A 21,077-nucleotide genomic window follows, 5' to 3' on the forward strand; every position below is an offset into this window, starting at 1 on the left:
GTAACGGGCGGCTTCCTTTTATTCACGAATTTGGCCGTTGCCATATATGAAATATTTAGTTGAGGTTAACGCTGGCAAGCCCATTGGCCCACGAGCATGTAGTTTTTGCGTACTAATGCCAATTTCTGCACCATAGCCAAATTCAAAGCCATCCGTGAAGCGGGTAGAGGCATTATGATAAACAGCCGCTGCATCGACATTATTTAAAAATGTTTCTGCGACCAATTGATCTTCTGTAATGATCGCTTCAGAATGATGTGTGCCAAAGCGATGAATATGCTCAATTGCTTCATAGACATTTTCCACCAATTTAACACTTATTGTTAAATTAAGATATTCCATCGCATAGTCTTCCTCCGTAGCTGGAAGAGCAGCCTCAAATAGCTGACATACTTGTTCATCACCGATGATGGTCACACCTGCGTCATGTAGTGCTGTTAACAGTTGCATACCATGAGACTTAAACCAAATAGGATGAATGAGTAAGCTTTCTGCTGCATTGCAAACAGAAGGGCGCTGCGTTTTAGCATTCAGGCAAATTTTTTCTGCTTTTATGTAATCCGCCATTTGATCCACGTAAATGTGACAGTTGCCCGCACCTGTTTCAAGTACAGGGACAGTTGCTTCCTTCACAACTAAATCAATAAGCGCTTTGCCGCCACGAGGAATTAATACATCTAAGTACTCTTTTAAATGAAATAATTCTTTCACCGTTTCACGACTTGTATCCTCAATTAATTGCACAGCTTCTATAGGAATAGATGTTTTAGCAAGTGCACGGTGGATACTTGCCACTAGGGCGGTATTTGAAAATTTAGCTGAGGAGCTGCCACGTAAAATGACGGCATTGCCCGTTTTCAGAGAGAGAGTCGCTGCATCTACTGTGACATTTGGGCGTGCCTCATAAATCATACCAATGACCCCAAGCGGTACAATCCGCTTTTCGATGTGTAAGCCATTCTCTTTATCAATCTGCTCAATAACTGTGCCTACTGGATCTTGTAGGGAGACAAGTAAATGAATGGCATCGGCCATTGCCACTATTCGTTCTTCATTGAGCATCATTCGATCTAGTGTAGAAGCAGGCAAGCTCTGTTTCTCACCCAGTGCTAGATCTTTGGCATTTTCAGCCATAATAGTATGCTGGTCAATGATTAACTGTTCTGCAATTTTTGTTAGCGCCTCATTCTTTTCGCAGGTCGTTTTAATATTTAATATGTAGCTGGCAGCCTTTGCCCGTTGTCCTTTTCCTTGAATTTCACTTGTCATTCGTCATTCCTCCCTCATTCGTTTGAATTTTCAGCCATTTATCTCTGTGTATCACCTCAATAGGGCATTTCGACAATGTATCCGTCCGTTTTCCCATTGCTACAGTTAGCTCTAGGGAAGAGTACAGTACTTCGCCACGTCCTAATAAACCTTGTTCACTATAAACTTCTACAACATCCCCATTGTCAAAATCACCTTCTACACGATATACGCCAGCGGGTAATAAGCTTTTGCCATTGTCCATTAACGCCTTTTCAGCACCACTATCTATAAAAATTTTACCAGAAACTTCCGTAAGTGCAATCCACTGTTTATGATTTGTTAAAATCGCAAGTTCATCATGCTCGACATAGGTGCCATCCCCATGGCCTGCTAAAATAGCAAGTAGTTTATGTGCACCTTGACCTGTTCCGATAAATACTTTCACACCTGCACGTAGCGCTGTTCGGGCTGCCAATAGCTTAGATGCCATGCCACCCGTGCCAACCTTTGAACCTGTACCATCAGCAAAGCTTAACATGTCATCGGTAATAGCTGTTAACCGATCAATACGTTCCGCCTGCGGATTTTTAGCAGGATTGGCATTATATAAGCCATTGATGTCTGTTAAAATGATGAGCTGATCTGCATGGACAAGACCACTTACAAGTGCGGACAGCATATCATTATCCCCAAATGTCAATTCACTAATAGATACTGTATCGTTTTCATTAATAATTGGTAGCATGGAACGTTCTAATAATTCCTCGAAAGTAGCATAGGCATTTTTATAGCATTCTTTTTTAGAAAAATCTGTGCGTGTCAGTAAAATTTGAGCAGGCGTTATATCGTAAATGCTAAATAAGGCACTGTATGTTTGGATCAGTAAGCTCTGTCCAACAGCTGCCGCGGCCTGTTTTCCTTTTACCGTTACAGGACGAGCAGGGTAGCCAAGTTGTTTAAAACCAGCGGCTACTGCACCCGATGATACAAGCAAAACTTCATGACCCTGCCTCTTTAATTCGGCGATTGCCTGCACATGATCCATTAAACGAACTTTATCGATTTCGCCTTTTGCATTTGTTAAAGAGCTACTGCCAATCTTCACAACAATCCTTTTTCTCTCCATCACACTACCTCCAATTGTCTTATGTTCGTCATTGCTTTGTTAAATAGAGCAATGACGTTTCATCTTTGACACCAAAATTTTGCTGAATCAAGATAAAAAAAGCCTTTTCATCCTAAAAATTAGGACGAAAAGACTTGCCTTCCGTGGTACCACCTACATTGAACATCATGCGACATTCCACTTTTCTCATAACGCTAGAGACTGCGCCTAGTTTGGCCAGGACGTTTTACGAAGTAGGTTCATCAGTCTTCCTTGTACAATGCCTTACAGCCGATGGGCATTGCTCTCTTTTCAAGCAGTGGCTAACTACTAGTCTCCGTTCGTTTTCTCATCATGGAGTTGGTAACTATTGACTAAAGAATGCACTACTTCCTAAAGTCTGTCAAGCTGAATAGTGAAATTACTTGAAAGTTTTGATAAATTAAGAAGGAGAGATTCAAAAATGCTAAAGAGGCAACCTATTCGATTATTTAAACCACCAAATGGCAATGAACAGGGGAAGCATAGCTAAAACAATGACAAAAAAACTCCAAATAACTTGTTTACCTGTTGACATATTTCTTGGTTTAATACTCATTTGTTCATAAAGCTGGTTAATGGCACGTTGCTCTTTCGAATAAAGCATTGCTTGAAATTCTTCGTAATCTTGAATATAGCTGGAGGGGGGACGTGGACTAAAGCGTAAATTTCGAATGGAGTCCGTAATCTCTTGATCGCCCATCCAATAGGTGATCACTGGAGCGAGACCTGCGTTTTGTGCGGCCTTGACGTCAATGTCATGTGATTTCATTTTATAGTAAATCTGTCCATGCTCATCCTCATACTGCGTAACAATATCACTTACTGCCATTAACAATCACCTCTTATGGAAGTTATCTATTTTTTCATGAGTTTCTACTATTATAATGGATTAGGGGAGAAAAGTATCGCATGAACGAGCAGAATTTGTGAAATGAAAATTTGTGAAAAGTTTTTGATAAAGTCATAAACTTACAGCTAATGAGTACAACGTCATGTAGTATAATGTAAATAGTTTTTTAAAAGAAGTTGAAAGAAGGGAAAGTTTTGGAAATTTCAACGTTATTCGCGTTTTTAGGGGCTGCTATTATTTTAACCATTATGCCAGGGCCAGATAATTTATTTGTACTTGCCCAAAGCATTACACAAGATAAAAAGGCTGGTATTGCTACATCCCTTGGTCTATGTACAGGGCTCCTTGTCCATATTAGTGCAGCAGTACTTGGTATATCTGCGATTATTTATCAATCCACAATCATTTTTTCAATTGTCAAATTTGCTGGAGCAGCCTATCTATTATATTTAGCTTGGCAATCATTTCGAGCCAAGGGAGATCCATTTACCTTACAGCAGCAAAATACACAAGCTTATATTACATTATATAAAAAAGGAATTTTAATGAATATTTTAAATCCAAAAGTATCATTATTTTTCTTAGCGTTATTACCACAGTTTGTGAATCCCGCACAGGGACATGTTGCGTTTCAAATGCTTATTTTGGGTATAGTATTTTTAGTGCAAGCACTCGTATTATTTTCGTTATTTAGTATATTTGCAGGGAAAGTCAGAAAACTCATTATTGGTCAACCTGCAATTGCCAAGCGATTAAATATGATTCAAGGTATCCTCTTCACATTTATCGGGATACAAATTGCCATCAGCAAACAGTAGGAGGAATGGTCATGGCTATTTTACATATTACCTTTAGCTTAGCAACGCAGGGCTCCCTGAAGTTTGCAATTCGTCAGCATCATTTGCAGCGTAATGAAACGGTTTTAAGTGTCCATGATGATTTCTCAATTGGACCACTTCAACATTTAGAAGAACGTAAAACTTGGTTAAACACTCATATTTTTAAGGATAATGAAGATCAGCAATTGTATGATGATATGTATGAGAACTGGATGAAAAAAATCGCAAGTTTACCTTGTGATTTGGATGTATGGATTTGGTATAGTCAAAACACACACGAACAAATTGGCCTGCGCTGTGTGATGAGTGAGTTGATTCATAAATGTAGTATGGTTTATGGAATTGATACAACTGAGGGTTTGAAACGATTGCAGCCTAATATGAGTATTCGTCATACAGGGGAGCTTTCCTCCAATATGCTCATGAAGCTTCGTCCTGAGGCCAAACGATTTTCTGTCCAAGCATGCCAACAACTCGCGAAGGAATGGGAAGATATCAAAAAACAGCCAAGTACGTTGCGATTGTGGAAAAATGAGCTAGTGCATGTAGAGGAAGATGCGCTGGATGCACTCATTATGGCTAGTGCAAAAGAGTTGCAGATCCAGTACAAGGAAGAATGGCTGATGCCTACACATATTTTGGCTCAAACATTTGGGGCAATTGATCATTATGTCGGGGATGAATTTGTAGAGTATCGCTTAAGGACCCTCGTCGAGCAAGGATTGTTTGAGATTCAAGGTGATATAACGGACATCTTTTCATATCAGGTTAAAGTACGTTAGGATATGGAAAATAACAACACAACTAAATGAACGAGCAATAAAAAAGATCAGGAGCGCAAAGCCTGATCTTTTCTATTGCTTCAAATTCATGAAGCAGTTGTTCTATGCATAACAGGATATTTAAGTCTCTATCTAGTTATACGAAGTGCTTTCATGTTGATAGCACGTTACATATTCATCTTTCATTAACAAACTTTTACAAGCCAAACCATTTTCGTGATAAATCTCTTTATCCACATTTAATTCTATACTTCTATTTGAATTTGTATACTTAGACTCATGATTAACAATAGATAATTTAACCTCGTCTAGCCATTCCATTGAAAATTGACTTTTTGCAGCTGCATAATAGATGGTTTTGATTGTATGATTCTCGTTATTTGAAATTTCTACCCATACATTGACACCACTACTTGGACCTGCACCACCATAGGGTTCATAATAAGCGTTCGCTGTGTATTTTCCAGAAGGGGATGATACAGATTCGGGTCCTTTTTGTATCAGTTTTTTATCTATAGTTCTAAATGTAAAAAAGTATTGGATAGATATAAATAGGCCAAAAAACAGGACTAAACCCGCCACAAATGCTGTTAATGTTTTTTTAGGGAAATGATTCCGCTTAAAAAAGAAAATGATTAATTTGCTAACAAAAATGAAAAATAATAGCAATGTAAATTAAAATACAAAGAAGCCAATCGTGTTAAGGTATAAATTCAAATTATTACCTCCTTAGTATGATGAACAGGTTAATAGACTGTATAGTGGTAATTAGAAATTTAACATGTTTTTCTACAGTTATCGTTAAAAACCTTTATGTTCAAACTAAAAATCAAAATAAAGCGAGTAACATTGACACCGAGGTGATGTTGTTACTCGCTCTTTTTCTATTTTTTTTCATAAAAATCGAAGACAAACTGTTTAAATTGGCGTGCAGAGGGGGGAAGATAGCGATTGTCAATCCAAGCCATGCCGATAATTCGTTCACATACCATATCCTCAACATGGATTTTAACGATTTTCTTCGGATTTAAATCCTCATCATCTGGAAGTAAGGAAACGCCCAGCCCCGCACCTACAAAACCAGCAATGGTCGATACTTCGTCCCCTTCATAAGAAATTTTAGGCTTTATGCCAGCAGCATTTAACAATCGATCAGCAGAGCGGCGCAGTGCATAGCCCTTTTTCATGAGCACAAAGTTTTCATGCTCCAGCTCTTTCATTTTAATGCTTTTACGATGGGCAAGCGGATGATCAATGGGTACCATAATAAAAAGCTCATCTCGCCATAATTCCTTCCAACATACTGGCGGCTCTGTATCAATGGCTGCCAATAAGCAAAGGTCTAATTCACCAGCCAACAATTGTTTTAATTGTGAGTGAGAGTAGTTTTGCGTGAAATGAAAACGGATATGGGGGTGTTTCTGACGAAAAGCACGAATCAAGTCCGGTACGATACTCGTTCCAAGCGTATGTAAAAAACCGAGAGATACATCGCCGAGCTCTGGATTATTAAGCTCTTGTAATTCTAAAACAGCCTTTTCATATTCTTTGCGCATTCGCAGTACACGATATAAAAACAGTTCACCATATCGGTTAAGCATAATTGAGCGCCCTTGTCTGTCGAAAAGCGGTACACCTAATTCTTCTTCCAGCTTTGAAATAGAACGACTAAGTGCTGGTTGTGAAATCGCTAATGCTTCAGCAGCTCGTGTCATATGCTCTAACTTTGCCACGGTTACAAAATATTCTAATTGTTGCCACTCCATTTTTTCACCTCTTTTCTCGTTATTTTTAAGTTATCTGCATTATAACGGGAAACAGAGTGGAAGTATAGGTTGCAAATTATTTTTAAAAGGACGTTGCATTTTATTAGCAGAATGGAAAAGTTAAGTAGCAAAAGTGTGATAGCACAGCGGTTAAGTTGACATCATTCATGCATGGTACACATTGATTTGATAAAAACTATAAATTATACATTATGAATAAAGGGTGGTAAGATAGACACATAAAATACACAATTATAAATTTCCGTGAAGGGGATATCATAAAATGAAGTTAACTAAGCCACAACCTCTAACTATTGAGGGAGGCAAAAAAGCCGTACTATTACTGCATGGATTCACAGGTAGCACAAAAGATGTGAAAAAACTAGGAGAATTTTTATCTCAACGAGGTTATACCGTTCATGCACCAATTTATAGTGGGCATGGTGTAGAACCAGAAGCATTATTAGAAACAAAACCAGAGGACTGGTGGAACGATGTAGTGGAAGGTTATAACTTCCTCCAAGAGAATGGCTATGAAGAAATCGCTGTTGTTGGGATTTCACTTGGTGGCGTCTTCTCATTAAAAGTAGCAGAGACGTTTCCAGTGAAAGCGTGTGTAGCGATGTGTGCACCAATTACACGTGATAATTCAAAAGGCTTATTTACACGTTTGTACCATTATGCTCGTTTATATAAACACTTTGAAAATAAATCAAAAGATCAAATTATTTCAGAATTACATGAATTACGCATTACACCAAAGGATTCTTTGGATGGCGTAACACGTTTAACAACTGAAACTCGTGAGGAATTATCAACGATCAAAGCACCAACACTTGTGTTACAAGGTTCACTAGATGATGACCTATACCAAGAAAGCGCACCTTTCATTTTAAATACAGTAGAAACAGACGACAAAGAAATCATTTGGTATGAAAATTCTGGCCACATTATTACATTAGATAAAGAACGTGATAAAGTGTATGAAGATGTTTATAAATTTTTAGATCATATTGAATGGTCAGTTGCAAACTAAGGAGGGGCTGTCAGCAGGCAGCTCTTTTTTTGTTCAATCAACTGAACTTTGTAGCATTCATCTAGATAAACGAAAAAACTATTGTAATTATAATAAATGCTTGATAACATGATGAAATTATAGTGAAAAATCATTCGATTAAAATAATTTGCTATGGTCTAAAACTTCTAAGGAGCACATCAATTATGCAACAAAAAATACCTTTTTCAACCTATGCAGTCATCGGAACAATGTTATTTGGACTGTATTTTGGAGCAGGGAACCTCATTTTTCCTATTCAAATGGGCCAATTTGCTGGAACTAATTTTTGGTTTGGGTTAATCGGATTTTTAGTTACTGCCATCGGGCTACCATTCCTCGGAATTTTAGCGATTGGTTTATCAGGTAGTAATGGTTTACGTGATTTAGCGAACCGTGTTCATCCTATATTTGGCATTGTTTTTTCATTGGCACTGTATTTAACAATCGGTCCGTTTTTTGCCATTCCACGTACAGCAACCGTACCATTTGTTGTAGGCTTTGAGCCATACATTCAACCACAACATGCAACGCTGCTACTAGCAGTATTTAGCTTTGTATTTTTTGCCGTTGTCTATTATTTCTCTTTAAATCCAGCAAAAATTATGGATTACATCGGTAAATATTTAACGCCTGCTTTTTTAGTCGTCTTATTTATTATAATTATCACAAGCATCATCAAACCAATGGGTGATTTCCAGCAGCCAGTCGGTGATTATTTGGATGCTGCTTTTATGACGGGCTTTAAAGAGGGCTATAATACGATGGATGCCCTAGCATCGCTGGCATTCGGGATTGTTGTTATCAATGCTATTAAAAGTGCAGGAATTACAGATCGCAAGGAAATAGCCAAGGCTACATGGACATCGGGTATTTTTGCGATGGCTTTAATGACACTTATTTACGGCTTAATTACGTATATGGGAGCTTCTAGTATTGATGCTGTTGGTACTTTTGACAATGGTGGTTTAATTTTTGCCGCAGTAGCAGATCACTATTTTGGCTCTTTTGGGGCCATTTTATTGGCGCTTATTATTGTCCTCGCTTGTTTAAAGACAAGTATAGGGTTAATTACGTCCTGTAGTGAATTTTTCCACGAAGTGTTTCCAAAAATCAGCTATAAATGGTTTGTGTTTTTACTTTGTCTTGTGTCCTTTACGATTGCAAACTTTGGCTTAAACAATATCATCCAATTTGCGATCCCTGTTTTAATGTTCTTATATCCACTAGCCATTGTCTTAATCTTGCTTGCTCTTTGCTCATCTTTCTTTAAGAATAAGCAAACAGTTTATGCCATTGCGATGATTTTTACATTTTTCATTAGTTTAATTGATGGCTATAAAGCCTTGGTGGAAAGTGTGCCAGGAGCGAACTTAGGCGTTTTGGATGCGGTGGAGAAGCTGTATTCAACGATCCTTCCTTTTTATGACATCGGATTAGGTTGGATACTACCAGCTCTTGTAGGAGCAGTGATTGGGAGCTTGTTCCCGTCTAGAAAAGTCATATAAATGAATAACCACGCACAGACATAATTCACTGTGCGTGGTTTTTTTATGGATTAATAAGCTGTCCAGCCACCATCCACCGCAATCACTTGTCCATTCACAAAGCTTGCTTCGTCTGAACCAAGAAAAATAGCTAATTGTGCGATTTCTTCTGGTTGACCAGCACGAGGATTAATCGATAGTCCAAGTGATTGGCGTGCAGCACCCGCTTCACTCATACTAGTCATAGAAGAGGCGATATTAGTCATAACTGCTCCTGGTGCAATCCCATTACAACGAATATTTTTATCAGCATACATAAACGCTGTATTTTTTGTTAAACCGACAACGGCATGCTTCGAAGCTGTATAGGCTGCCCCTGCGCGTGCCCCGTATAAGCCACCAGCAGAAATATTATTCACAAAGACACCGTGCCCTTGCGCAAGGAAAATTTCTGTAGCCATACGCATAGAGCGCATAACGGCTGTAGTATTCACGGCAAATACTCGATCCCAACGTTCATCAGAAATTTCACCAACTGGCTCCATCCCATCCATAATGCCCGCATTGTTCACTAAAATATCTAATTGACCATAGTTCGTGTTCGTTTCGTCAAATAAACGTTGTAAGTCTTCTGTTGATGCGACATTTGTTTGAATGGCAAATGCTGTACCCCCAGCTGCTTGAATACCGTCCACAACTGCTTGGGCACCCTCTAAATTTAAGTCTGAAACGACAACCTTAGCGCCCTCTTTTGCATATCCTTCAGCAATGGCTTTCCCCATGCCTGAAGCTGCACCTGTCACAATGGCTACTTTACCTTCTAATCTCATCTCAAAGACCTCCTCATGTATGTCGATAGTTATTGAACATCTGTTCATTAAAATCATATAATAAATATGAAAGCGATTTCAATATGCAAATTATCATGATGTGTTGAGTATTCAACACTTTTGGAAAAACTGTTGAATAAGGAGCTGAAAAAATTGCGTACAACCGATTTACGGATTATTAAAACGAAACAAGCCCTGCACAACGCCTTATTGACCTTGCTCAGTCAAAAGCCATTGGAGCAAATATCGATTGCAGAAATTTGTAGAGAGGCGAAGATTAATCGAGGAACATTCTATTTACATTACGAGCAAAAAGAGGGGCTCTTTGAAGAATACTTTCAGGAAATTATGGAGGATTTATATCAATCCTATGAAGAACCCTACCGTGCCGTCCCAACCTTGGACACCCATCAACTCGATCCAACAACCATTCGGATTTTTCATCATATTGAACGCTTTAAAATGTTTTATCGTATCGTATTTTCTAAAAATGTCCCGTTGACCTACTATTACATGCTATTTGATGGGATTTATTCACTGTTAAAGCGAGACATTACTACACACCATGAGCATCAAATAGCGGACCATATTTCGATCGACTATTATAGTGCCTATCAAGCAAACGCCATCATCGGACTCATCATCCAATGGTATCGCGGAGATTTTAGCGACAGTGTAACAGTTCTAAACCAGCAACTAGCTTCGATTTTAAAAAATGTCCGGAGTGAAGGGTAGGGAGAAGCGGTGGATAAAACGCGTGAAGTGAGGGATAGAGAGAGAAGTGAAGGATAGAACCCGAAAAGCGGTGGATAGCCTGTTGAAAGTGGAGGATAGGAAAGGAAAAGCGGTGGATAGAATGCTAGAAGTGAAGGATAGGGAGAGAAGCGAAGGATAGAACCCGAAAAGAGATGGATAGCCTGTTGAAAGTGGAGGATAGGAAAGGAAAAGCGGTGGATAGAACGCTCGAAGTGAAGGATAGGGAGAAAAGCGAAGGATAGCCTGCTGAAAGTGTAGGATAGGAAAAGAAAAGCGGTGGATAGAACGCTAAAAGCGAAGGATAGCCTGTTAAAAGTGGTGGATAGAATGCTAAAAATGAAGGATAGAGAGAGAAGTGTAGGATGACCGGAAAAGCAGAGGATACTCCGCTCAAAACGAAGGATAGCTTATCTCTTTCAAAGTGATAAAGCGATGGGCTACTAGCAACGTAGCCCATCGCTTATTTGAATTATGGAATTGGAGCAGGTTTCAGAGCGACAACGATTGTCACAAGGATGATGAGCTGTATAGCCCTTTTCACTTATCAATTGTAGAGCAGCTTCGATAATTCGTTGTGCAGTTCCTTTCGTGCAAGTAATTACTTACATGCTAACGAAGTATATTTTTATTTGCAACATAATGGAAGAGCATTGACAACTATATCGACTGCTGATATATTTTAATTATATCGACTGACGATATATTGATGGGCGATATAAGGGGGGATTTAGATGACACAGGAACATCCGCCATTAACAGAGGGCGTTTATTATATTTTATTAGCATTATACGAGGCTAGGCATGGCTATGGCATTATGCAATTAGTGGAGGAAATGAGCAATGGGCGAGTGCGTTTAGGCGCAGGTACCATTTATGGTGCGATTAAAACATTGCTAGAACGAGGCTGGATAGAGGCGCTTGATGAAGATGGGCGAAAGAAAGAATATATCATTACCGCTACTGGAAAAACGGTCATTGAATATGAAATTTTGAGATTAAGGGAACTTTTTGACAATGGTATCCGTATAACGAAAGGAGTTGAATAATATGCATAAATATCGCTTGATGATTAATCCCTATGCAATAGAGAAGTGGGTTAATGACATGGCTTGTCAGGGTTGGCATTTAAAAAAATTCACATGGATTCGGTTTACGTTTGAACGAGGAGAACCAGGTCGCTATATTTATCGCCACGATGAATTGGAGCGATTTGGCAGTCACTATGAAGAGGACTACCTGGAATTTCTTCAATCCTCTGGCATTGAACAGGTTGATCGCTCTGGCAATTTTGTGTTTTTTAGAAAAGTAGCACAGGAAGGTCCATTTGAGCTCTATACAGATAAAAAAACCAAAATTGGCAACTTGTCAAAAAAGATGACACTGTTATTTTCCCTTATTCTACTAAATTTGTTCATTGGTATCATCGGTTTAATGGGCGATTTTTCGGAGCAAACGACTGACTGGGTTGGTTTCACATTGAATACGTTGAATCTAGTTGTTGTCGTATTATTCTCTCTCCCACTCTATAAGCTTATGCGTGTACGTAATCGATTAAAGAGAGAATTAAATGTATTTTCAGATTAACAAGCGAGCATTATTTTCCGGGAAATCAGAAAATAATGAAAATTTAAGCATGACTTCATAGTAGAGGTGATATTAGATGAAAAAAAGGATGTATCGTTTTTTTATGGATTACGAAAAGGAAGAACGATGGGTCAATGATATGGCGGATCGGGGGTGGAATTTAAAAAAAGCAGTGGCAGGTTACTTTGTATTTGAAAAAGGCACACCAGAACTATATATTTATCGAAATGAATTTGTGAATAGAAAATCAAAGGATTATTTTGAGTTTCTAGACGCGATGAATATTGAGTGTGTGTCCAAATTTGGTGGATGGGCCTATTATCGAAAACTAAAATCAGAGGGACCCTTTGAAATATTTACAGATACCACTTCCAAATTTAACTATATAAAATCAATGAATCGCTTTTTTATACTCGTGTTACTGTTAAATTTAATGACTGGTATTTATAATATAGCGCTAGGTTTATGGGAATCTGCTGCAGGACTAGTGAATACTAGTGTAGGATGCATGAGCTTGATCGTAGCCTTACTGCTGGTCATTCCTATTGTGAAAAATGAAAACCGCAAAAAGGGCTTAAAACAAGACTTACATATATTTGAAGGATAAGGAGGATGACAACATGACATTACAGTTACAGCGTGTTACAAAGAAGTACAAGGATTTTACAGCTGTGGATGATTTGAATTTTACCATTGAAAAAGGTGAAATTTTTGGTCTGATTGGACAAAACGGTGCAGGGAAGACAACGACATTCCGAATGATTTTAGATTTACAGGAAACGACGGCGGGTACAATTACTTGGAGTGGTCAGCCAGTCAATGCCATTAACCGAGATATCCTTGGCTATTTACCCGAGGAGCGGGGTATTTTCCCAACGATGAAGGTAGAGGAGCAGTTGTACTTTTTTGGTGAGCTACGTGGTATGAAAAAAGCAGCGCTAAAAAAAGAAATAGATTTTTGGATTCAACGCTTTGAACTGGAAGAAAAACGTAAAGATAAGGCAGAAACATTATCAAAGGGGAACCAGCAAAAGGTTCAGCTCATTGCAAGCTTTATTCATAAACCAGCGTTTTTAATTTTAGATGAACCATTTAGTGGACTAGATCCCGTTAATAAAGATTTACTGAAGGATGCGATTTTACTATTAAAAGAGCAGGGTACGACCATTTTATTCTCCAGTCACCAAATGGATAATGTCGAGGAGCTTTGTGATCATTTGTGCTTATTAAAACGAGGTGTCTCTTTATTTTCTGGAAGCTTACTAGATTTAAAGAAACAATATGGTAAAACAAAGCTTGCAGTTCGTACGGATTGGTCGACAACACAGCTATTGGCACTAGAAGGCGTAAAGGATGTGCGTGTAGAGAAGGAGCAAACGGTTCTTACATTAGCAGACGAAAGCTTTGCCCAAAGTATTTTTGAGCAGCTGTCCAATGGGAAATATATTGAAAAATTCAGCTTGGATTATTTATCGTTAGATGAAATCTTTAAAGACAAGGTAGGTGGCCATGTTGTCGAAGTTTAGTTTACTAATGAAGCAATTATATAAATCTAAAATCAAGTCCAAATCGTTTATCTTAATGACCTGTTTATATGTCCTTGTCATGTCTGTAGCTGTATTCTGGTCAGAAATTAAAGAGCTATTTACGGGTGATGATGAAGCACAGCAAATCGCCATTATTAATGAAACTTCTGCAGATTTAAGTGGAATCTTTGTCTCCAATGGGGATATGGCCTTTATTCAGGATGAACAGGATGTTTCAAAACTTGAAAAAAAAGTAAAGGATGGCAAGCTTGATGCGATTGTGACGATTAACGATCAAGATGGTCAGCTACAAGCAGAAATAGCGACGTTCACACCATTGAAATTGAACGATCAATCCACATTGTCATCCTTATTGCAGTATGCTGGTCAGCATTATGCCGTACAGCAATTATCGTTATCACCTGAGCAAGCAGCACAAATTATGGCAGCTCAAACAACGATTTCAACGAAAAACTTAAATGAGGAATCAGCAGGTGGGAAAAGTGAGGAAGAAAAGCAATCAGGGTTAGTTGTTTCCTATGCTGTCGGCATTTTAATCTATTTCTTCATTTCTACATTCCTATCGATGATTACGACTGAAATTGCCTCTGAAAAAGGCTCACGAGCAATGGAAATGCTCCTAGTAAGTGTCAAACCAGCGACACATTTTAAAGCGAAAATTGCTGGTGTATTATTGCTGGCTTTAACACAGATGGGTATTATTGCAGCAGTTTTCCTCATCTATGCGAAATTTATTAAAGGTGGCATGGTATGGGATGCGGCTGCTAGCATTATCAAGGAGTTATCTATTGGCTATGTAATCTATGCTATCGTATTCCTGTTGTTAACGGTCATTCTGTATTTAATCATTGGTGCATTATTTGGTTCATTGGTATCAAAGGTAGAAGAAGCGGGTCAAGTTTTAATGCCAGCGATGATTATTACGATCATTGGCTTCTATGTCATGCTTACAGGCATGGGGAATCCGGATACATTAATCATTAAAATTTTTTCTTATATCCCGTTAACTTCTGGTATGATCATGCCAATGCGAATTGGTGCTACAGATATCGGAGGTATTGTTCCACTATTATCCTTAGGTATTTTAATCGCAACGATTGTTGTCGTGTACCTATTTAGTTTATCGTTCTATAAACGCAGTGTATTGACATATAGCTCTGGTGGTGTCATTCAAAAAATTAAAACGGTATTAAAGGTAACAACATAACACAAGACCAAAAGCAGCTACATGGATGATGTAGCTGTTTTTTTGGTCAGTAGATGCCATTGCTAGCAAACAATGCAAAGGAATTTACGGAATCAGTCGAATTTTGTATAGAAAGAAGCTATAATTTAAAAAAGGGGTGAGACTATGTTAACTAAATCAGAGGTGGACGCGCTTCTTGCCCTAAAGCCAAAGTGTCGTTTAACAACACCTGAGGAAAAAGCTCAGTTCTTTCAAAAACTTCAACAGCGATGTCCCATCAATAAAGAAATGGAAGACATTCTCCTTCATCGTGCCCAGATAGAGGTTTTTATTCATAATGCTCACCCTAACCAATATAGCTTACAATATAGCCTTCACCAGAATGACTATAATGTAACAAACTCGTATTTTTTCATACTGTAGGAAATGAAACTTTTTTACATGGTAATCGTAAGTAATTAGTAGAGATAAATTGCAGGGGGTAAAACGTATGTCTGAATTCAACAATGATCTTTTAAAATCCAAGGACCCATTCGCTTCAGAAAATCCTTTATTACAGCCAAATCCACTAGTTCAACAGGCATCTGAGCAAAAGCCGGTACTTGTGTCAGAGCAGGAGTTATCGCAAATTGCACAAAATCAGCTGGTGTTAAAGCAAGATCCTGAGGTTCATGCACTGGCACAAAAAATTGATGTGAAAGATCAAATTGCTATGCTTGAGCTTGGTAAAGAAACAGCAAGTGGCATTTCTACCTTTTCAGATAAAATGCTCGCAACGATGAAAGCCAGTAAGCTGGAAGAGTCGAGTGTGCTATTAAATAATCTTAATAAAATTATGGATAAGTTCGATCCACAAGATTTTGCGGAAGAGAAAAAGGGCGGTTTCATCTCCAAGCTCTTTAATAAAGGGAAAGAGCAATTGGAAAGGTTCTTATCTAAATATGACAGCATGAACAAAGAAGTAGATGTTATTTTTCGTGAAATTCAAAAGTATGAAGGTGAAATGAAGCGTAATACCATCGACCTTGAAAATCTGTATGACCAAAATTTAAACTACTTCCAGTCATTAAGTAAATTTGTTGCAGCGATTGAAGTAAAAACAGAAGAGGTTCGCGCATCATTACCTGCACTTGAGCAAAAGGCACAAACAGGTGATCAACTGGCAGCAATGGAATATGAAACAATGCTACGCGCTGTAGAATTATTAGAGCAACGTCGCTATGATTTAGAAATGGCACAGCAAGTATCATTCCAATCAGCACCTCAAATTCGCTTAATGCAGCAGGGGAATAACCATTTAATTGGTAAGATTAACTCTGCCTTTGTGACGACGATTCCCATCTTTAAACAAGGGTTAATTCATGCAGTCACATTGAAACGCCAAAAGCTAATTTCCGATTCGATGGTTGAACTGGACCGTCGTACAAACGAAATGCTTGTTCGCAATGCTGAAAATATTAGTAAAAACAGTGTGAATATCGCACGTCAAGCTGGTAGCCCAAGCATTAAAATCGAAACGATTGAAACAACATGGCAAACGATTATGGCTGGTATTCAAGAAACGAAGCAAATACAAGCAGAAACAGCTAGAAACCGTGAAGAAGGTCGTAAACGAATTGAACGTTTGCAATTGGAATATGAAAAACTGAAAAAAATGTAAGTCTAAAGCTTCCTGCAATCATTTGGCAGGAAGCTTTTTCTATGCCATGTATGACGTGACTCTGTCTCAAATGGAAGTATTACGCCAAGTGAAAATTGTTTTTTGACAAAAAGCAAAATACTGATTATGATAAAATTAAATGAGAATGATTATCAAATGAAAAAGGAAGCGGATAAATGTTACTTCAAGCAATAGGATTACATGAATTGATTCGTGGAGGAGTGAAAAACGAATGCCAAATAAACTAAAGCCCTCTACATTGTCGTATGAGCCTTTTAAAGATGGCACGATTGCTCTATATACGACAGATAGCTTAATGATCGTTCCACAAAGCCGCTATTTAGAACTGTTGCATATGGAAGAACTGTACAATACTATGCATACAGATTTAGATAACAAGCAAACAAGTTTAGAACGAGAACGAAAAATGCTAAAAAAACAAAATGCTCAGCTTACAGAGGATTTGCAAAAGGTCAAGCAGCAAAATATGGTGCTACAGAAAAAGGTAACCGAATACAATTGTGTGATAGAGGAGATGAAGGTGCTCCGCCAACAAAATACGGAGCTACTGATTGAATTAAGTAAATATACAGCTATGTCTAGAGAGTCACTGACGGGTCCTTTGAAGTCGATGATTCGAGATATGCGTGAACAAGGGGTTGGAATTAAAGAAATCCATATTCGCATCAAACGCCAGATCAATCCAGATATTAGCTATAGCACCGTGCGAAGATACATTTCCGAGCTAGAATCTGAGCCAAAAGGCTAACAGCTATTGTCAGGCACTTGAAATTTGGCATTTACAGTTGCCGCACAAAGTCCTATAATGGGTCTATTCTTTAACTAGTTTAAGAGTATGTGAAGTCGTTCACCGATTTCAATAAGAGTAGGAGCGTTATTGGCCATGTCAAATGAGAAAAAAGGGGTTTTGGCTGCTATTTTAGCCTATGCCTTTTGGGGAGCATTCCCTTTATATTGGAAACTACTTGAACATGTACCAAGTATGGAAATTTTATTATCCCGTGTCATTTGGTCTTTTGTCTTTACGGTACTGGCTGTCATCGTCTTTCGAATGCGGAAGGATCTTGTTGCAGATTTAAAATATTTATGGTCTCATCAAAAGCATTTTTGGCAGCTTGCGGGTGCATCCTTTGTTATTTCAATGAACTGGTATTTGTATATTTGGGCAGTCACACATAACCATTTAATTGAAACGAGCTTAGGTTATTATATTAATCCGCTCTTGTCTGTTATTTTTGGGGTGATTTTCTTTAAAGAATCGCTAAGTCGTGCACAATGGGTAGCGACGGGAATTGCTTTTATTGCGGTAATTATTTTAACGATTAATTATGGCTCTGTGCCATGGGTAGCATTGTTGATCGCGCTATCTTTCGCTATTTACGGTGTACTGAAAAAGAAAATTACACTGGACCCTACAAGGGGATTAGCGATTGAAACATTATTGATTTTACCGTTTGCATTAGGCTATTACATTTATCTGTTTACAAACCATCAAGCCTCATTTTTACATGTCGATGTCAAAACAGACATTTTGATGATCTTCAGTGGGTTAGTCACAGCTGTGCCGCTTATTTTATTTGCGAAGGGCGCACAAAATATTCCTTTATATTTACTAGGCTTTATTCAATATGTGGCGCCAACCATTGTCTTGATTTTAGGCATCGTGCTATACAAAGAGCCGTTTAGTCAAGTAGAGTTCCTCGCATTCAGCATTATTTGGGCGGCTTTACTACTATTCTCAGGGTCTAAAATCATAGAAACAAGGAAGGCCCATCATAAATCCGTTTCGTAAAAGACTTGTAGAGTTTCTACAGGTCTTTTTTTGTGATGGAATTATGACGTCCACGATAACAATAATGGAGAAGTAGAAAAAGAGGTGTTTTAAATTGGAGGAACTTTTCCTTTTCAACCTTTACTTCCATGCTAGCATATAGTAAAATGTCAATAATTAGATAACAATGATAATTTAATGCGAGGTGCATGTTTGTGAGTGCGGTAGGTTCTAACTAGGTAAAAATTGAATGAAATAAAGGCTATGACGACAGGGGATATATGTCATGAACACACCCCTTAATTTGTCATGGATTTATTTCAAAAACCTATGTAGATACCTACAATACTTTATGAAGCGTGGCACACATGCTTGGAACTTCAATTAGATGAGGTTTTATTTGTGATGCTAAAAAACTCGCCTTTTAAAGATGAAGCTGTGGGGAATCCTCACAGCTTTTTTATGTTGCTGTACCCATATGCTTTTGTGCCGAAAGTGAAGCGTCCATTACTTAGAGACGCAATTGCTATGTTCAAAAACCATCATTGCTATCTAATATTGGGTAGGTATCTTCATGTATGATAAAACATCACAATGAGGAGCATAAACAAATGAATAGTATGACTCTTGATAAATTACAATATGATGAATTAAAAGATATCGTTAAATCCTACTGTGTTAGCGGATTAGGAAAACAACTTTTAGATAAATTAATGCCCAGCTCAAGCTTAAAGGTAGTCAAAACGCGCTTGAATGAAACAACAGAGGCTCGTGCGATTTTAGATGCAGAGGGTCATGTACCCTTTTTAGGGGTATCGAATATAGAGCATTTGATGACGAAGCTTGAAAAGGGCATGATTTTAGATCCAAGTGAGCTAGTCAGTATGTCAGACTTTTTACGAGGCTGTCGTAACATCAAAAAATTCATGCTGGATAAGGAATTTTTTGCACCAGTTCTTTCATCTTATGCCCATTCCATGGCTGAATTTAAAAGCGTTGAAGAAGAAATTAATTTTGCAATCAAAGCCAATCGTGTGGATTCGGCTGCTAGTCGCGAATTAAAGCGTATTCGCCATCATATGGAGACGACAGAGGAAAAAATGAAAGAACGCTTAACGAAATTTTTGAATAACAGTGCCAATAAAACATACATTCAGGAGTTTTTTATTAGTCAAAAAGATGATCGTTATACGATTCCGATAAAGGCTTCTTATAAAAACCATGTACAGGGGACAGTAGTGGAAATTTCCTCAAAAGGGGCAACCGTTTTTATGGAGCCGAGTGTAGTGGCTAAATTAAATGTGGAATTGGCGACCTTAAAAGCCGAGGAAGCGATAGAGGAGTATCAAATTTTAGCAACTTTATCTGGGCTTTTAATGGAACATCTACAAGCCATCCATATTAACATGGAGTTAATTAGCCAGTATGATATGGTCTTTGCCAAGGCAAAGTTCAGTAGACAAATTGGTGGTATGGAGCCACGTATTAATGATTATGGCTTTATCCAATTAATCAATGGCAAGCATCCTTTACTACCAGGAAATGCAGTACCTCTACAGTTTTCTATCGCGAGGGACTACCGTAGCTTAATTATCACAGGACCAAATGCTGGAGGGAAAACGGTCGTGTTGAAAACAATTGGTCTCTTAACATTAGCTACGATGTCAGGCTTTCATATCGTGGCGGATAAAGGAACTGAAATGGCGATATTTGATCATATCTTTGTTGATATTGGCGACAATCAAAGTATAGAAAATGCCTTAAGTACGTTTTCGTCCCATATGAAAAATCTGTCCGACATTATGAGCGCAGCAAATAATCATACACTTTTACTGTTCGATGAAATAGGCAGTGGAACAGAACCAAATGAAGGAGCTGCACTGGCAATTGCAATGCTAGAGGAATTTTACCAGATGGGCTGTATCACCGTAGCGACAACACATTATGGCGAAATTAAACGATTTTCAGAGATGCATCCTGATTTTATGAATGCGGCAATGCGCTTTAATAGTGAAACACTAGAGCCTTTGTATCAATTACTAATTGGCACGTCTGGAGAGAGTAATGCCCTATGGATTTCTAAAAAAATGAATGTCCGTGAAACGGTTTTACAAAGGGCAAAGGATTATTTGAATAATAAGGATTATCAGCTAACGCTTGTTCAAGACAGCAAAATTCGTAAGCCACAAGCAGAGAAAACGAGCATGGGGGCGACGTATGCCTTTGCCAAAGGCGACCGTGTAAAATTATTGGATTATGATGATGTAGGCATTGTCTACGAAGAAATGAATCCATACAATAATGTCAGCGTATTCTATAAGAGGCAAATGCTAGAGGTGCATGTCAAACGACTTACCTTGGAATTACCAGCAGAGGAGCTATATCCTGAGGGGTATGATCTCGAGACATTATTTGTAGACTATCATGAACGCAAGCTTCAGCATGATATCCAACGAGGCTCCAAAAAGGCGTTGCGTAAAATCCATAAACAAATGAAGAACGATCGTCAGTAGTAAAAATAAGGGATTGCACGAGGCTGTGCAATC

Annotated in this window: 20 protein-coding genes; 14 read left to right on the plus strand and 6 right to left on the minus strand. The window is 38.3% G+C overall.

The window, feature by feature from the left end:
* Positions 1-18: 18 nt before the first annotated feature.
* From MHI04_RS08360 to MHI04_RS08370, 3 genes are all read right to left on the minus strand, one after another.
* Positions 19-1,269: a glutamate-5-semialdehyde dehydrogenase gene (locus tag MHI04_RS08360; RefSeq protein WP_058844705.1), complete on the minus strand. Its 1,251-nt coding sequence runs from the start codon at positions 1,267-1,269 to the stop codon at positions 19-21.
* Positions 1,259-2,377 (minus strand): glutamate 5-kinase, encoded by a 1,119-nt coding sequence (proB, locus tag MHI04_RS08365; RefSeq protein WP_340833954.1) that lies wholly within the window; start codon positions 2,375-2,377, stop codon positions 1,259-1,261. The genes MHI04_RS08360 and proB overlap by 11 nt, the downstream gene beginning before the upstream one ends.
* A gap of 466 nt (positions 2,378-2,843) precedes the next feature.
* Complete coding sequence (locus MHI04_RS08370; protein ID WP_036126554.1) at positions 2,844-3,227, minus strand: hypothetical protein; 384 nt, start codon at positions 3,225-3,227, stop codon at positions 2,844-2,846.
* 215 nt (positions 3,228-3,442) lie between these two features.
* On the opposite strand from MHI04_RS08370, the gene MHI04_RS08375 reads away from it, so the two are divergent.
* Together MHI04_RS08375 and MHI04_RS08380 are read left to right on the plus strand one after the other, a co-directional pair.
* The gene (locus MHI04_RS08375) at positions 3,443-4,066 is read left to right on the plus strand and encodes a LysE family translocator (RefSeq protein ID WP_249646018.1); all 624 of its coding nucleotides are present in this window, start codon (positions 3,443-3,445) and stop codon (positions 4,064-4,066) included.
* An 11-nt stretch (positions 4,067-4,077) separates the two neighbouring features.
* Positions 4,078-4,869: a DUF1835 domain-containing protein gene (locus MHI04_RS08380; RefSeq protein ID WP_058844708.1), complete on the plus strand. Its 792-nt coding sequence runs from the start codon at positions 4,078-4,080 to the stop codon at positions 4,867-4,869.
* 132 nt (positions 4,870-5,001) lie between these two features.
* On the opposite strand, the gene MHI04_RS08385 is transcribed toward MHI04_RS08380, so the two are convergent.
* Both MHI04_RS08385 and MHI04_RS08390 read right to left on the minus strand, forming a co-directional pair.
* Positions 5,002-5,538, minus strand: coding sequence for a DUF5412 family protein (locus MHI04_RS08385; RefSeq protein ID WP_342535511.1), 537 nt, complete (start codon positions 5,536-5,538; stop codon positions 5,002-5,004).
* Positions 5,539-5,753: 215 nt separating this feature from the next.
* Positions 5,754-6,635: a LysR family transcriptional regulator gene (locus tag MHI04_RS08390; RefSeq protein WP_089932495.1), complete on the minus strand. Its 882-nt coding sequence runs from the start codon at positions 6,633-6,635 to the stop codon at positions 5,754-5,756.
* Positions 6,636-6,918: 283 nt separating this feature from the next.
* On the opposite strand from MHI04_RS08390, the gene MHI04_RS08395 reads away from it, so the two are divergent.
* Both MHI04_RS08395 and brnQ read left to right on the plus strand, forming a co-directional pair.
* Positions 6,919-7,671: an alpha/beta fold hydrolase gene (locus MHI04_RS08395; protein WP_036129148.1), complete on the plus strand. Its 753-nt coding sequence runs from the start codon at positions 6,919-6,921 to the stop codon at positions 7,669-7,671.
* Between the two features lie 185 nt (positions 7,672-7,856).
* On the plus strand, positions 7,857-9,197 hold the full coding sequence (brnQ, locus tag MHI04_RS08400) for a branched-chain amino acid transport system II carrier protein (RefSeq protein ID WP_058844710.1): 1,341 nt from the start codon (positions 7,857-7,859) through the stop codon (positions 9,195-9,197).
* 50 nt (positions 9,198-9,247) lie between these two features.
* Here brnQ and MHI04_RS08405 read toward each other — a convergent pair whose 3' ends face one another.
* Positions 9,248-10,006, minus strand: a complete 759-nt coding sequence (locus MHI04_RS08405; protein WP_058844711.1) for an SDR family oxidoreductase — start codon at positions 10,004-10,006, stop codon at positions 9,248-9,250.
* 153 nt (positions 10,007-10,159) lie between these two features.
* Here MHI04_RS08405 and MHI04_RS08410 point away from each other — a divergent pair, with 153 nt between their 5' ends.
* From MHI04_RS08410 to MHI04_RS08455, 10 genes are all read left to right on the plus strand, one after another.
* Complete coding sequence (locus tag MHI04_RS08410; RefSeq protein ID WP_036129161.1) at positions 10,160-10,741, plus strand: TetR/AcrR family transcriptional regulator; 582 nt, start codon at positions 10,160-10,162, stop codon at positions 10,739-10,741.
* A 752-nt stretch (positions 10,742-11,493) separates the two neighbouring features.
* Positions 11,494-11,808, plus strand: a complete 315-nt coding sequence (locus MHI04_RS08415) for a helix-turn-helix transcriptional regulator (RefSeq protein WP_036129164.1) — start codon at positions 11,494-11,496, stop codon at positions 11,806-11,808.
* Between the two features lies 1 nt (position 11,809).
* Complete coding sequence (locus MHI04_RS08420; RefSeq protein WP_058844712.1) at positions 11,810-12,346, plus strand: DUF2812 domain-containing protein; 537 nt, start codon at positions 11,810-11,812, stop codon at positions 12,344-12,346.
* A 76-nt stretch (positions 12,347-12,422) separates the two neighbouring features.
* Positions 12,423-12,953, plus strand: coding sequence for a DUF2812 domain-containing protein (locus tag MHI04_RS08425; protein WP_342535512.1), 531 nt, complete (start codon positions 12,423-12,425; stop codon positions 12,951-12,953).
* A 13-nt stretch (positions 12,954-12,966) separates the two neighbouring features.
* Positions 12,967-13,872: an ABC transporter ATP-binding protein gene (locus MHI04_RS08430; RefSeq protein ID WP_141903045.1), complete on the plus strand. Its 906-nt coding sequence runs from the start codon at positions 12,967-12,969 to the stop codon at positions 13,870-13,872.
* Entirely contained in the window at positions 13,856-15,100 is a 1,245-nt protein-coding gene (locus MHI04_RS08435) for an ABC transporter permease (protein WP_080717166.1), read from the plus strand. The genes MHI04_RS08430 and MHI04_RS08435 overlap by 17 nt, the downstream gene beginning before the upstream one ends.
* A 469-nt stretch (positions 15,101-15,569) precedes the next feature.
* On the plus strand, positions 15,570-16,739 hold the full coding sequence (locus MHI04_RS08440; RefSeq protein WP_036129184.1) for a toxic anion resistance protein: 1,170 nt from the start codon (positions 15,570-15,572) through the stop codon (positions 16,737-16,739).
* A 232-nt stretch (positions 16,740-16,971) separates the two neighbouring features.
* Positions 16,972-17,508 carry a hypothetical protein gene (locus MHI04_RS08445; protein WP_036129188.1) on the plus strand — a complete coding sequence of 179 codons (537 nt, stop codon included), beginning with the start codon at positions 16,972-16,974 and terminating at the stop codon, positions 17,506-17,508.
* A 135-nt stretch (positions 17,509-17,643) separates the two neighbouring features.
* A complete protein-coding gene (rarD, locus tag MHI04_RS08450) occupies positions 17,644-18,552 on the plus strand; it encodes an EamA family transporter RarD (protein WP_342535513.1) in 909 nt (302 codons plus the stop codon).
* 590 nt (positions 18,553-19,142) lie between these two features.
* Positions 19,143-21,044, plus strand: a complete 1,902-nt coding sequence (locus MHI04_RS08455) for an endonuclease MutS2 (RefSeq protein WP_342535514.1) — start codon at positions 19,143-19,145, stop codon at positions 21,042-21,044.
* Positions 21,045-21,077 lie beyond the last annotated feature (33 nt).

Source organism: Lysinibacillus sp. FSL K6-1151, from assembly GCF_038630755.1.
GTDB lineage: Bacteria > Bacillota > Bacilli > Bacillales_A > Planococcaceae > Lysinibacillus > Lysinibacillus fusiformis_D.

Excerpts from the sequence above, each read along its gene's own strand:
- MHI04_RS08425 (WP_342535512.1), top strand. The coding sequence starts at position 12,423 with ATGAAAAAAAGGATGTATCGTTTTTTTATGGATTACGAAAAGGAAGAA.
- rarD (WP_342535513.1), top strand. The coding sequence starts at position 17,644 with ATGTCAAATGAGAAAAAAGGGGTTTTGGCTGCTATTTTAGCCTATGCC.
- MHI04_RS08440 (WP_036129184.1), top strand. The coding sequence starts at position 15,570 with ATGTCTGAATTCAACAATGATCTTTTAAAATCCAAGGACCCATTCGCT.
- MHI04_RS08435 (WP_080717166.1), top strand. The coding sequence starts at position 13,856 with ATGTTGTCGAAGTTTAGTTTACTAATGAAGCAATTATATAAATCTAAA.
- MHI04_RS08420 (WP_058844712.1), top strand. The coding sequence starts at position 11,810 with ATGCATAAATATCGCTTGATGATTAATCCCTATGCAATAGAGAAGTGG.
- MHI04_RS08455 (WP_342535514.1), top strand. The coding sequence starts at position 19,143 with ATGAATAGTATGACTCTTGATAAATTACAATATGATGAATTAAAAGAT.
- MHI04_RS08395 (WP_036129148.1), top strand. The coding sequence starts at position 6,919 with ATGAAGTTAACTAAGCCACAACCTCTAACTATTGAGGGAGGCAAAAAA.
- proB (WP_340833954.1), bottom strand. The coding sequence starts at position 2,377 with ATGGAGAGAAAAAGGATTGTTGTGAAGATTGGCAGTAGCTCTTTAACA.
- MHI04_RS08430 (WP_141903045.1), top strand. The coding sequence starts at position 12,967 with ATGACATTACAGTTACAGCGTGTTACAAAGAAGTACAAGGATTTTACA.
- MHI04_RS08360 (WP_058844705.1), bottom strand. The coding sequence starts at position 1,269 with ATGACAAGTGAAATTCAAGGAAAAGGACAACGGGCAAAGGCTGCCAGC.
- MHI04_RS08415 (WP_036129164.1), top strand. The coding sequence starts at position 11,494 with ATGACACAGGAACATCCGCCATTAACAGAGGGCGTTTATTATATTTTA.
- MHI04_RS08390 (WP_089932495.1), bottom strand. The coding sequence starts at position 6,635 with ATGGAGTGGCAACAATTAGAATATTTTGTAACCGTGGCAAAGTTAGAG.
- MHI04_RS08380 (WP_058844708.1), top strand. The coding sequence starts at position 4,078 with ATGGCTATTTTACATATTACCTTTAGCTTAGCAACGCAGGGCTCCCTG.
- brnQ (WP_058844710.1), top strand. The coding sequence starts at position 7,857 with ATGCAACAAAAAATACCTTTTTCAACCTATGCAGTCATCGGAACAATG.
- MHI04_RS08405 (WP_058844711.1), bottom strand. The coding sequence starts at position 10,006 with ATGAGATTAGAAGGTAAAGTAGCCATTGTGACAGGTGCAGCTTCAGGC.
- MHI04_RS08370 (WP_036126554.1), bottom strand. The coding sequence starts at position 3,227 with ATGGCAGTAAGTGATATTGTTACGCAGTATGAGGATGAGCATGGACAG.
- MHI04_RS08445 (WP_036129188.1), top strand. The coding sequence starts at position 16,972 with ATGCCAAATAAACTAAAGCCCTCTACATTGTCGTATGAGCCTTTTAAA.